9 protein-coding genes and 2 pseudogenes are annotated in these 12,345 nt (G+C 60.8%); 8 read left to right on the top strand and 3 right to left on the bottom strand.

Annotation, left to right across the window (positions count from 1 at the left end; translation table 11 throughout):
* The 4 genes and pseudogenes from EN859_RS04810 to EN859_RS04795 all read left to right on the top strand — a co-directional run.
* Positions 1-241 (top strand): annotated as a pseudogene (locus EN859_RS04810) (nucleotidyl transferase AbiEii/AbiGii toxin family protein); the annotation flags it as partial.
* A 9-nt stretch (positions 242-250) separates the two neighbouring features.
* A complete protein-coding gene (locus EN859_RS04805; RefSeq protein ID WP_245525475.1) occupies positions 251-535 on the top strand; it encodes a nucleotidyl transferase AbiEii/AbiGii toxin family protein in 285 nt (94 codons plus the stop codon).
* 172 nt (positions 536-707) lie between these two features.
* Complete coding sequence (locus EN859_RS04800) at positions 708-1,967, top strand: DNA repair exonuclease (RefSeq protein ID WP_127851764.1); 1,260 nt, start codon at positions 708-710, stop codon at positions 1,965-1,967.
* Positions 1,964-5,434, top strand: coding sequence for an AAA family ATPase (locus tag EN859_RS04795; RefSeq protein WP_127851763.1), 3,471 nt, complete (start codon positions 1,964-1,966; stop codon positions 5,432-5,434). Before EN859_RS04800 ends, EN859_RS04795 begins: the two co-directional genes overlap by 4 nt.
* Positions 5,435-5,738: 304 nt before the next feature.
* On the opposite strand, the gene EN859_RS04790 is transcribed toward EN859_RS04795, so the two are convergent.
* Both EN859_RS04790 and EN859_RS04785 read right to left on the bottom strand, forming a co-directional pair.
* Positions 5,739-6,557: an NHL repeat-containing protein gene (locus EN859_RS04790; RefSeq protein ID WP_127851762.1), complete on the bottom strand. Its 819-nt coding sequence runs from the start codon at positions 6,555-6,557 to the stop codon at positions 5,739-5,741.
* A complete protein-coding gene (locus EN859_RS04785; RefSeq protein WP_127851761.1) occupies positions 6,554-7,798 on the bottom strand; it encodes a carboxymuconolactone decarboxylase family protein in 1,245 nt (414 codons plus the stop codon). The genes EN859_RS04790 and EN859_RS04785 overlap by 4 nt, the downstream gene beginning before the upstream one ends.
* Positions 7,799-8,007: 209 nt before the next feature.
* Between EN859_RS04785 and EN859_RS04780 the strand changes: the two genes are divergently transcribed.
* Positions 8,008-8,922: a LysR family transcriptional regulator gene (locus EN859_RS04780; RefSeq protein WP_127851827.1), complete on the top strand. Its 915-nt coding sequence runs from the start codon at positions 8,008-8,010 to the stop codon at positions 8,920-8,922.
* Between the two features lie 4 nt (positions 8,923-8,926).
* Here the strand turns inward: EN859_RS04780 and EN859_RS04775 are convergent.
* A pseudogene (locus tag EN859_RS04775) lies at positions 8,927-9,193 on the bottom strand (DUF3363 domain-containing protein); the annotation flags it as partial.
* A 273-nt stretch (positions 9,194-9,466) separates the two neighbouring features.
* Between EN859_RS04775 and EN859_RS04770 the strand changes: the two are divergent.
* From EN859_RS04770 to EN859_RS04760, 3 genes are read left to right on the top strand one after another with little or no spacing between them, the layout of a single operon-like run.
* The gene (locus tag EN859_RS04770) at positions 9,467-9,952 is read left to right on the top strand and encodes a transposase (protein WP_127851760.1); all 486 of its coding nucleotides are present in this window, start codon (positions 9,467-9,469) and stop codon (positions 9,950-9,952) included.
* Positions 9,933-10,286, top strand: a complete 354-nt coding sequence (gene tnpB / locus EN859_RS04765; RefSeq protein ID WP_127851759.1) for an IS66 family insertion sequence element accessory protein TnpB — start codon at positions 9,933-9,935, stop codon at positions 10,284-10,286. Before EN859_RS04770 ends, tnpB begins: the two co-directional genes overlap by 20 nt.
* A 54-nt stretch (positions 10,287-10,340) precedes the next feature.
* Complete coding sequence (locus tag EN859_RS04760) at positions 10,341-11,912, top strand: IS66 family transposase (RefSeq protein WP_127851758.1); 1,572 nt, start codon at positions 10,341-10,343, stop codon at positions 11,910-11,912.
* Positions 11,913-12,345: the final 433 nt, after the last annotated feature.

The following is a 12,345-nucleotide window of genomic DNA, read 5'->3' as shown; positions in this document are numbered from 1 at the left end:
CGCTGATCTCGAGCTGCTGGCAACCGTGGCAAAGCACAAGGCGACGTTCTTTCGCTCGGGCTGGGCCAACTACGATACAGCGCGGCCAGGCACTTTGCGGCTGATGCCAAGCGAGGCCCGGATCAACGATCTCAGAGCGGATTATCGGGCAATGGCGCCGATGATGTTCGATGACACCCCGCCGTCATTCGACGACATTCTTTCCAGAATTGAGAAATTCCAGGAGACCATCAACAGGTAGGCGCACGACTTGCCGAGAATCATGGGCCACTCCGTCGAGGGTAAGGCCGCCGCGGCTGATCTCGAGCTGCTGGCAACCGTGGCAAAGCACAAGGCGACGTTCTTTCGCTCGGGCTGGGCCAACTACGATACAGCGCGGCCAGGCACTTTGCGGCTGATGCCAAGCGAGGCCCGGATCAACGATCTCAGAGCGGATTATCGGGCAATGGCGCCGATGATGTTCGATGACACCCCGCCGTCATTCGACGACATTCTTTCCAGAATTGAGAAATTCCAGGAGACCATCAACAGGTAGGCGCACGACTTGCCGAGAATCATGGGCCACCGTATCTGGCTCGCCTCCCGTTGCCCAACGCTGTCGGACTTTGCTACCGAGGCTTTGACCTGGTCGCTGGCATACGGTTTGGGCGACTTGGACTTCGACAGAATTGGCCTGAGCTTCGGTTTGGGCCTGGAGAGCGCCCCGGATGGCATTTCGATTTGTTCATACGGCCGACATCCATCTCGATTCGCCACTGCGCTCGCTCGCGCTCAGAAATTCTGAACTCGCCGAGCTAGTCGGAGATGCCAGCCGACAGGCATTCGCTGCAATAGTGGACCTTTGCCTGGCGGAGCACGTCGACGCTCTCGTGATTGCCGGCGATCTCTATGATGGCGACCAGACTTCGATGAAGACGGCACGCTTTCTGGCATCCCAGATGGCGCGTATCCATCAAGCTGGCGTCAGGGTGTACATGATCCGCGGCAACCATGACGCCATGTCGAGGATTACCAAGCAATTGGTATTGCCCGACACAGTGACCGTTTTTGGCGGCCGCTGCCAATCCGTAATCCAATCTAGTGCTGGGGTGGACGTCGCGTTCCATGGGCTGAGCTTCGCCAGCCCCAAGGCGCCCGAAAGCCTGCTGCCCAAATATGCGGCTTCGCAAGAGGGAGCAGCGAACATCGGTATCATGCACACGAGCCTGGCCGGCTCCCCAGGCCATGACGTTTATGCACCTTGCAGCGTCGCGGACCTGCACAGCCACGGCTTTGATTATTGGGCGCTTGGCCACATTCACGTTCGCCAGGTAAATTCCGGCGCCAGCACGCTCGTGATGCCGGGGATCCCTCAGGGGAGGGATATCAATGAGGCCGGCGAGAAGTCGGTCACCCTGGTGACCATTCGTGACGATCGCTCTGTCGAGATCGAGGAGAGGCTCACCAGTGTCGCGCAGTTCGAGCGTGTGAGCATCGATCTGACTGGGGCATCGGAATGGAGCGAGGCCATCGTCCGCATCCGAGCGGGGCTGGAGCAAGCGCGGGAGGGTGCCAGATCCCGCTATCTTGTTGCCCGCCTTGGCCTGGTCGGCACTTCTGCTCTTTCATGGTCGCTGATGCGCGACCGGGACCTTGCTGTCGCAGAAGCCGAGCAGGCAGCCGAGCAGGTGGGCGACACCTGGGTGGAAAAGCTGGAGCTTGCTCTTTCGCCTCCCGTTGTTGGAGATTTGGGAAGTGTTGCCGATCCAACTATGGAACTCGCAGAGTCCATGCGTGCCAACGCAGGCGCAGAAGCATTTCGAGCCGAAGCGCGTGAATTCGTATTGAAGACGATCGCGGACCTGCCGCCCGATGCGCGGGGCTTCGCGGGCAAGGACGAAGCAGGGCTCGAGGAGTTTCTTGATGATGTGCTAGCCGGAAGCGTCGACCTAGTCACTGCAAGGCTCAAGGCAGGTGCAACGCGATGAGATTGCGGCGCCTTGATCTGACCCGCTACGGCAAGTTCACCGATAAGGCGATCGATTTCGGAGAGAAGCCGGTTTCAGGTCCCGATCTGCATATCGTTTTTGGGCTAAATGAGGCCGGCAAATCGACGGCGCTTTCCGCCTATCTTGATCTGCTCTTCGGCATCGAAGAGCGTAGCCGCTACAATTTCTTGCACGAATATAGCTCGATGCGCATCGGCGGCCTGCTCGAATTCGAGGGGCGGGCGCTTGCCTTTTCCCGCACCAAAAGCCGCAGCAACTCACTGCACGACGCCGAAGGTCGGCCACTGAGCGAAATTGCCATTTCGGCGCACCTCGCGGGCTTGTCCCGCGACGCCTACGGCAGCATGTTCTCACTGGATGACGAGACGCTGGAAGCAGGGGGAAAGGCGATCCTTGAATCGCGTGGCGATCTCGGCAAGCTGCTTTTCACCGCGAGCGCCGGGCTCGGCCATGCCAGCGATGTCTTGGCCGCACTGGAGACGGAGGCAGATGGGCTTCACCGAAAACAGGCCCAGACCACAGAAATCGCGCTGCTGAAGAAGCGGTTCGTGGAGCTCAAATCGCGCAAGGAGACGATCGACACCTTGGCCTCGACATTCGAGGCGCTCGAGGCTGAACGGGCGGAGGCCCAGGATAAATATGATCGCAGCCTGGCTGAGCGCGCGGCATTGTCGGCGCGGCTCGCCACAATCGACCGACATGTGCGCGCCGCGCCGCTTCTGGCCGAGATCAAGCGCAAGGCGAGCAGACTGGCTGAGCTGCCTGACCTCCCGTCTCCCCCCAGGACCTGGAGTGGAAGCGTCGCGGAATTGATCGATCAGGAGGCGCGCTTAAGAACCCGTCTCCAGGCGAACGCCGACGAGATCAATCGGGCGAAGGCAAAGATCGAAGCAATCGCTGTCGACGACCCTGTGCTGGCGATCTCCGAACAGGTGCGAGGACTGGCCGACCGCAAAGCGCGCTATTTATCCGCGGGCATGGATCTGCCGACCCGCAAGATGGAAGTCCAGATGCTTGACCAGACGGCGGCGACCTGTCTCGCCGCGCTCGGAAGATCGACCGAACAAGACCCGTCCCGGCTCATCCTGCCTGCCTTTGTGGTCGGCACGCTTCGCAACATGGTCGAACAACGCTCCGGCATCACGACGAGCCTGCGGATGGCCCGTGACGAAGCCGCTGCCGCGCTCGACGGGCTCAACGCTGCGCGAGGGCGCGTTGGCGAGGAGAGGGCAGTGCCCGAGCCCGCAAGAGCCAGGCTAATGGCAGCCGTGTCGGAGGCGAAGGCCAAGAGTCACGCACGCGAGATAAGAGAAGCGCGCGCGTTGGGGGACGAGCGGCAAACAAGGCTGGCGGATGCGATGCGGCGCCTCCAGCCGTGGTCGGGAGATGCGGAGGCCCTTTCGAAGATGTCGGTTCCGCTACCGAGGCAGATGGCTGCGTGGAAAACACTTGCCGCGGAGCTTCAAAGGGACAAAGCAGTCTTCTTGGAGCGTCTGGCTGAGCATAAACAGAGCCGGGTATCTGCTTCGTCGCGGCTGGCTGCTGTCCGCGCCTCGGCCGATCTCGCCGACGATGACACAGCCGCAGCCATACGACGCGAGAGGGACGAGGCCTGGCGAAATCATCGGGCGGACCTCAAGGCCGAAACGGCGGATGTGTTTGCCACGGCATTGGCCAAGGACGACCATGTCGGCACGGCTCGATTGGCACATGCGGGCGAGCTCGCGGATCTGCGCGCAATCAAGCAAAAGGTGGCCGAGACCGAAGCGGCAATAGAGCGCATAAGCTGCCAACTCGCGGGGGTGGCCGAGCGCGCAGAAATGGCGTCCGCTGAAATCAAGCAAATAGCCAGCGCCTTGCTCGAGGATTTTCAAACGCAGTCGCTCGACCTGCTGATCGGACTTCTCGAGGAGCGCCTTTCCGCGCGCGCCGACGCGCTTTCCGCTTGGGGCGACATCCTGCTCGCACGAGCAAGGATTGAACGCGCAACAGCCGAAGGAGACCAGATCCATGTCGCATTGGCTTCGGCCCTTCGAAGCGTTGGAATTCAGCCGGAAGCTGGTGAGGCCCTGGAGGCAATGGTGGTCGCGGCCGATCGCTTTCTGGACAGGCAGGCGAAGGTCGACGCGGAACGAGCGGAAGCGCTGAGGAGCGTCGCTGCGAAGGAAGAGGAGCTGGCCGCCAGGCGGCTCGCGGTTGAAATTGCCGAAAGGCGAGAAGGTGCATGGCAGGCCGAGGTGAAGGGAACGCTCCAGGGCACCTGGCTCGAAGAAGGCATTGCCGGAACCGGGCTTGGCAGTGTGCTCGATCAGTTGTCAGAGCTGTCAAAGGCCCTGCAGGATCGTGAGGCCATGCGTATCCGCATCCGCAAGATGGAGGCGGACAGGACTGCATTTGCTGAAGAGGTGGCCCGCCTTGGTGCGCAGGCCGGCGAGCGTGCAAGCGACGACGCGCCAGAACAGGTGAGCGTCGGGCTGACAGAGCGTCTGGAGCAAGCCGAGCGTACCCGTGAGGCGAGGGCAAATCTCCTCCTTGACCTTCAAAAGTTGCAGGAGGTTCGAGAGGCACTGAACGCTGAGGTCGCAGCACACGAGACGATAAAGCATGAAGTGCTCGATGCCTTTGGGGTAAGAACTCTGCCAGAGGTCGCAGAGCGCGATCAACAGCTTCGCGAGCGAGACGCCCTGCGGAGCATAATGGCCGAGCTTGAAGAACGACTGACGAGCGAGCTCGCCGCCGCCAACTTCACCCGGGCGCGGTCCTCGCTGGAAGGCCTCGATCTCGATGGGCTCGAAATTGAAAAGGCCGAGGTGGAGAGGCGCCTCGCCGACCTCGATGAATCACTGCAACAGCAACTCGTCCGGCGTACCCGGGCGACCGACAAGCTCGATGCGATCGGCGGCGACAGCGCAGTTGCCCGGATCGATGCCGATCGTCGCACCGTCCTCCTCGAAATCGAGGAAAAGGCCGTCCGCTATATCGAATTGAAGCTTGGGGTGATGTCGGCGTCGAGCGCGCTCCGGCTCTATCGCGAACGTCACCGCTCTGGAATGATGAGCGAGGCGTCAGACGCCTTCGCACTGATCACGCGCGGCCAGTACACAGGCCTGACGACCCAGCCGGTAAAGGGCGGCGAGGCCCTCATCGCGACGCAGCGGGACGGCCAATCCAAGGTCGCAGACGCTCTGTCGAAAGGCGCGCGGTTCCAGCTCTACCTGGCTCTACGCCTCGCCGGATATTACGAGTTTGCCAAGCTCAGGCCGTCTGTTCCGTTCATCGCCGACGACATCATGGAAACGTTCGACCATCTCAGGTCTGAGGAAGTTTTCCGGTTGTTCGGCGAGATGGCCAGTGTAGGCCAGGTAATCTACCTGACGCATCATCAGCACCTATGCGACATCGCCAAGGCGGTCATTCCTAACGTCGCCATCCACGAGCTCGGGTAATTCAAACTGCATTGTTGTTGGCCCGTTCTCGCGTGGCAGGCCGCATTGTGAACGACCGCTTTGCGCCCAAAAATCGGTCGTCAAAGCGGCATTGCCAAACTTCCAAAAGCCGACATTGCCTAGAAGGCACTTGAATGCCCGACGATTACTTCGGCATTTGCGTTCGAATCCCGCCCGATCCGCCATTTCAGCGTGCGCAGCAGCGTTCCCTCGATCCCATGATGCGGACATGACTCTCCCCGACCTCGACGCGCTGCGCGAAGGCGCGCTTGTGGCCGCGCTGGACCATGGCGGGACGCCGACGTCACGCGAGTCTGATGCGATAGACGGCGCCATTGCCCCAGTCGGCTGAGAAGAGATCGCCCGATGGTGAGACCGTCAGGCCCACCGGGCTGGAAAGACCATCGACGAACAAGCTCGTGCGGCCATCGTCGAAAACCTCATGGATGCCCGTTCCGCCGTAGTCGACCACGAAGACCCGGCCGCTTGCAGTCTGTGCGATCCCCGGTCCTGGCGTGCGCAATGCCTCCCCGGTCTCGATCCGGCGACCATCGTCGCGCACGATGGTCACGCCGCCGCCGATGTTGGAGACAACGAAACCGTTGTCAGGACGATGAATGGCCCCGACCGGCGTTCTCAGACCAGAGACAGCTACACTGCGGGTCTTGGCGGCATCGAAAGCGAGAATCTCGTTGGTGCGTCGGTTGGCGACAAGCAGCCGTCCTGTCCGATCGAAGCCTAGCCCCGCTGGCGTCGCGAGCCCCGTGAGCCAGGTTTCCCGGCTGCCATCGGGTGTGAAACGATAGATCTCGTCGCGAGAATAGGAAGCAACATAAATGTTGCCCTCCGCGTCGATCGCGAGACCCGAGGGGCCGGACAAATCACCCGCGAACGTCGTGCGCTTTCCGTCCGGCTCGACGCGCGAGATGCAGTCAGCGCTCCATTCCGCCGCATAGAGGTTCCCGCTCTTGTCGAACGCCATGCCGACCACCGAGCTGAAACCCGTCCAGAGACGTTCGGCCCGGTTGGTGCTCTGCGCTGCGGCGGGAGTGATCATGGCGAGCGATGGCGGCACGAGTGCAGTTGAGATGATTGCGGACAGCATTGAACGTCGGTCGATCATTCACTTTCTTCTTTACGCGGTCGCGAGGACGGGTTGCTCTTGGCGAACTCTTCCGCAGCGATGCGGATCGCCTGCTGTGTCGCTGGATAGCCGCTGTAGGGGGCGAGATTGACCAGCGTTTCGATGATCTCTTCCCGGCTTGCTCCAACGTTCAAGGCGGCGTTGATGTGAACGCGCAAAGGGGTTTGCGTTGTCGCGGAACCGATGGCCGCCAAAGCCGCGCAAGCGCTGAGTTCACGGGTTTTCTGATCGATGCCTTTGCGCGAGAAAATCTCGCCATAGGAATGTTCGACGATCATGCGCCCGAGGTCCGGTGCGATATCGTCAAAACTACGGACCACGGCATCGCCTGAAGCGGCCGAGCTTTTGGCAAGCAGAGCCTTCCCCCGCTCCAATCGATCCGTCCGACTTTCCGTATCGACGGGCGTGGGGATGTCGACCTGAAGCGGCTGGACGCCGAGCGCGAAGACGCTCCGGGCGACCGAGAATGCGTTCAGGGCGGCCGGAAATCCACGGTAGACGCTGAGTTGGATGAGGAGCTCGATGATCTCTTCGCACGTGACGCCATTGGCAAGGGCGCCGGCCAGATGAAGGCGAAGCGCATCGCTGCGATTGCCGCTTGAGGCGAGCATCGCGACAATCGCGAGCAGCTTTGCTTTGTGCTCCAGCCCATCACGGGCCAACGCCTCTCCGAACGCAAAATCGATCGAAAGCTGCGCGAGGTCGGGAGCGGCGGCGGCAAGGCGATCGAAGTAGTCCTGCCCGTCTCCGCCAGCCAGCCGGTGGAGCATGTCCTGTCCGGTCGCTCCTCGACCCGCTCCATCACCTGTCACAGGCTCGATGGGCTGAAACGCCAGCTCGCGTTCGGCGAATACCGAACGAACGATGCCGACAGCATTGACCGTTGCCGGAAAGCCCAGGATCGCGACCGATACGAAGAGCAATTCGACGATCGCATTGGGCTCGCCGCCCGCATTGAGAAAGCCAGCTATATGAAACTTCAGTTGCGGTTGGGCACTCCCGTCTGCCAGCAGCATGGAGACGGTGCAGAGCTGCCTTAACGGCAGATCAAGCCCCGGGCGGGATAGCACATCGCCGTAGGGGTATTCGACGGTGAAGCGCGAAAGGTCGGCGGAGGTTTCCGCCAGCGCATTTATCGGCTCGTCGAAGTTCAGGCCTCCGATCCGGCGGAGTATCTCCAGGCCGCGTGAAAATCGATCCTCATGAGATTCCGAGGTCATAGCTTGCGCACTCCTACTGATGGCGAACGAGCCTGCTGTAACGAAGGCAGTCTCGATGAAGCGTCGGCGAGAGCTTGCTTTTCCCGTTGTGACGGAATCGGAACCTGGCACTCATATTCTCCCACTCTGCTGTCCGCCCCCGCTTTCATTCGTGCCGAACATTGCTGAGATGCTTGCGATAAATCCAATTCATTATTAGTATCACCGTGATGAAGAAGGTTCATATCGCCAACGTCGATCTCAATCTGCTGGTCGTCTTCGACGCCCTCGTTGCAGAACGGCACGCTACGCGCGCGGCCGAGCGAATTGGGTTGACTCAGCCGGCTGTCAGCCATTCCCTCAATCGCCTCCGGGCTCTGTTCGGAGACCCACTGTTCGTCCGATCACCGCGCGGCATGATGCCGACGCCGCTGGCGCAGGAGATCGCGCCAAGTGTGCGGTCGATTCTTGAACAGGTTGAGGGCGTCCTGCTTGGCGGGCGCTCGTTCGATCCGACCGAAAGCACTCGGCAATTCGTGGTCGGTCTCTCCGATTATGCCGCTTTCGTGCTGCTACCGCGTCTGACCGCACGGCTCGATCGCGAAGCACCAGGCGTTTCTCTGGTGATCCGCAACACGAGCCGCAGCGTCGGTTTGCCGATGCTGGACGACGGCGCAGTCGAACTCATCGCAGGCAACTTCCCGCAGCCGCCGACCCATATGCGAGAGGAACTGCTCTACGAAGAGGACTTCATCTGCGCCGGCCGTGGCGATCACCCCGATCTGGGCGAAAGGCTTGACCTCGACCTTTACCTCTCGCTTCGCCATCTTCAGGTTTCGATGACGGGCAATCCGAGCGGCTATGTCGATGCTGTGCTCACCGAGAAAGGATTGAAGAGGAATGTCGTCGTGACGGTCGGCCACTTCTTGATGGCGCCGATGCTGGTCGATGCCTCCGACCTCGTGGCAACGGAACCCCGTCGTCTCTTCGCACCGTTGGCCGGGCGGCTGCCGCTCCAACTTTTTCCGCCGCCACTGGATATTCCTACATTCCGAGTGGTGCAGACTTGGCACGCACGACACGATGCCGACCCAGGACATCAATGGCTACGCCGGGTGCTTAGTGAAGTTGGTCAATGGGTTTGAGGGGCTAAAGCCCCAATCCCCGCTGCCGCTCCAACTGCCAAGACACCGATCCGCCCTGCATGATGCCCGCGACCTCGCGACCGAGCTGACGGTCAATGACCGGCCGCCACGGGACAAGCGTGAACTCGTGGGACTTTTCGACAATGGCGAACTTGCCGCTGGATAGCTGCACGGCCCCGATGAAGGTGCCCGCAACCGTTAATCGGCGGCAGCACGGAAAGGCTTCGTTCTCCTGCGCCAGCGCCGAGCCGTTGCGGGCCACCTCGCGCTCCCAATGTGAAGGACATATCGTTTTAGACCGCACCTCACGCGCGGCGGCAATCGCTCACTTCGAACATGAGGACGCTCATACGTATCAACGCTCCAAAGGGCTATGCGCCGACATACGGCACTCGGGACGGGCAGCACTGGTTCAGATGTCTTTTTTTGGAAGGCTATAGCGTAGATGTAGTTCTCTATTCGTAAGCGCGAATTTCTCCGCACCTTCTGCTGTTGAGTGTGCTGAGGCATGAGGTGTCCACCTAAAAGAGGTGGACGCCAAGTCATGGAAGAAGATGATCAGAAACTGCGTGTGAGGCTTGTGGGTCGCAACGGGCGACGCCGATACGACCCGGTATCGAAAGACCGCCTCGTCGCGGCCTGCCTTGAGCCAGGCGCGTCGGTATCGGGTCTTGCGCTCGAACATGGGGTCAATGCTAACCTTTTGTGGAAGTGGATACGCAAACAGCGGCTGGCGAAGAAGGAAACGTTGCCAAGCCCGCCGCTTCCCACGCCGGCGTTTATCCCGGTTCAGATTGAAAGTGCTGCCGATCGGGCCATGTCGAGACAGAGCAGCGCGGCTGCGCTGGATCTGCCGGCCACTCGTGGTGAAGTGCGGCGGTCAGAACCCGAAAGGATCGCCCCTTTTTCCTCTCCAGCCAAGGTGAACGCTTCACTGCCGAACGGGGTGAAGCTGGCGCTGGAATGCGGTGATGTGGATGCGTTGGCAGCGGTAATCGGAGCGTTGGGTCATGTTCAGACTCAACGCTGATCTGAAGGTCTACCTGCACCGCGAGCCGATCGACTTCAGGGCCGGCATCAACAGCCTTGCGGTGCTGGTTCAGGAGACGATGGCGCTCGATCCATTTGCTCCGGCGGTTTATGCGTTCTGCAATCGCCGCCGCGACCGGATGAAGCTCTTGTTCTTCGATCGGTCGGGCTTTGTTCTCGTCCTGAAGCGGCTGACCGAAGACAAGTTCCGATGGCCCCGCCGCCAGGAGAAGGTCGTCGCGCTTACGACCGAGCAATTGCACTGGCTGCTCGACGGCATCGATATCGATGCAATGGTCCGCCATCCGGTGCGGCAATATCAGGTTGCTGGCTGACGGCTGTCGAATTGTGCAGTTGACGCAGCGGTATGCTTTCGATTCAAGAATCTGATGAATCGGACAGGCGAACCGACTGTTGAGGAGTTGATGGCGCACATTGCTGCGCTGCAGGCGCAGAACCGTCAGCTCACCGAACACGTCGTCAAACTTGAGGAAGAACTGGCGCTTGCGCGGCTGCATCGTTTTGCGCCGCGCAGCGAAAAGCACGTTGATCGCCTCTTCAATGAAGCCGAACAGGCTGCTGATGAGGATGACGCCGACAGCGAAGAGAGCGATGTCGTCGACCTTCCGGACACAGGATTGCCATCCGTCGAAAGCACGACGGGAAAGAAGCGCGGTCGCAGACCGCTGCCGGAAAATCTGCCGCGCGAGCGCGTCGAGTATGACCTTCCCGACGCCCAGAAGGCTTGTCCTTGCTGTCGCGGCCAGATGCATCGCATGGGTGAGACCGTTACCGAACAACTTCATATCGAGGTGAAGGCAAAGGTCTTGCAGAATGTGCGGTTCAAATATGCATGCCGCCATTGCGACCGCACCGGGATCAACACGCCTGTTGTGACCGCGCCGATGCCGACGCAGCCCTTGCCGGGCAGCATCGCCACTGCCTCGACGCTCGCCTTCGCGCTCGTTCACAAATACGTCGACGGCACACCGCTCTACCGTCTGGCGCAGACATTCGAGCGCGCAGGTGTTCCTGTCAGCCGAGGGGCTCTGGGTCACTGGGTGATCGGCTCGAGCGAGAAGCATCTGCATCGCATCTATGACGCGCTCAAATTGCGGCTTCGATCGCAATCCCTCATCCATGGCGACGAGACGACGGTTCAGGTGCTGAAGGAAAAGGACAGGCAAGCCACCAGCACATCGTATATGTGGGCTTATCGGAGTGGCGAGCACAGTGACGAGCCGATCGTGCTTCTCGATTATCAGCCGGGACGCGGGCAGATGTACCCGCAGGCCTTCCTCGGCGATTACCGCGGCATAGTGATGAGCGACGGCTATTCCGGCTGGCGCACGCTGGAGGGGGCAACCCATCTTGGATGCATGGCCCATTCCAGACGGCGCTTTGTCGACGCCCTCAAGGCCAGAAAGAAAGGTGGCGGACCGCCGGAGCAGGCGCTCCGGTTCTTCGAACAGCTCTATCGGGTTGAGAGACAGGTGCGGGACGAAAAGCCCGAGGACGGCGAGACGCAGGCCGACAGCATTCGCCGCTTTCGCCAGCAACACAGCGTACCCATCCTGAACGCTCTCAAGCAATGGCTCGACGAAATCGCCCCGAAGGTCTTGCCTGACAGCAAGCTCGGCGATGCTGTCGCCTATACCCTGAACCAGTGGGAATATCTGACGCGCTACACCGAAGATGGCAGGATGCCGATCGACAACAATCTTCTGGAGCGCGACATCAGGATTTTTGCCACTGGCCGAAAGAGTTGGTTGTTCAGCGACACCGTGGACGGAGCAAGGGCCAGCGCCGTCATCTACAGCCTGATGCTGAGCTGCCGCGCCTGTAGCGTCGAGCCGTTAGCGTGGTTGCGCCACGCCCTCACGCAATTGCCTCAGCGTGCCGAAGACGCCGATATCGACGATCTGCTCCCCTTCAACTTCCCTAAAACCGCCGCAGCCTGATCCAACTCCACGCCTTGAACCGATCCGAAGGCGATCAATCGTGGAAAGGGGCGTCAACGTGCTGGGAAATTAGCGCTTACCTCTATTCGTCGCTTTCGGCCCGCCGGGCGAGATTCGAACCGAAACTGTGTGTCCAAATCTCACGTAAGTCCGGTTTTATTGGCCACCCACTCTAAAAGCGGACGGTCTCTTTGCGGCCCCCAACTGGAACACTTATTTCGCAGCTGCATGTACCGCGCGCTTCAGCGTCGCCTTCGTCTTCGATGGGGCGGTGCACGCCCTCGGAGCGCAGCGCTGGCTACCTCCACAGATCGAGTCCTAGTCGGGCGAGGACTGCGGTGTGATGCGGTCGATGAAGTACGTATAGCCGGCATCTAGCCGGATACCGTTGGCCTTGCTCGTCTCGTACTTGACCTTGTCGAAGTGAATCGCC

Origin of the sequence: Mesorhizobium sp. M00.F.Ca.ET.216.01.1.1, assembly GCF_004010325.2 — a bacterium.
Lineage (GTDB): Bacteria > Pseudomonadota > Alphaproteobacteria > Rhizobiales > Rhizobiaceae > Mesorhizobium.
Note: the sequence above shows the minus strand (reverse complement) of the source record. Positions and strands in the feature narration are given on the sequence as shown.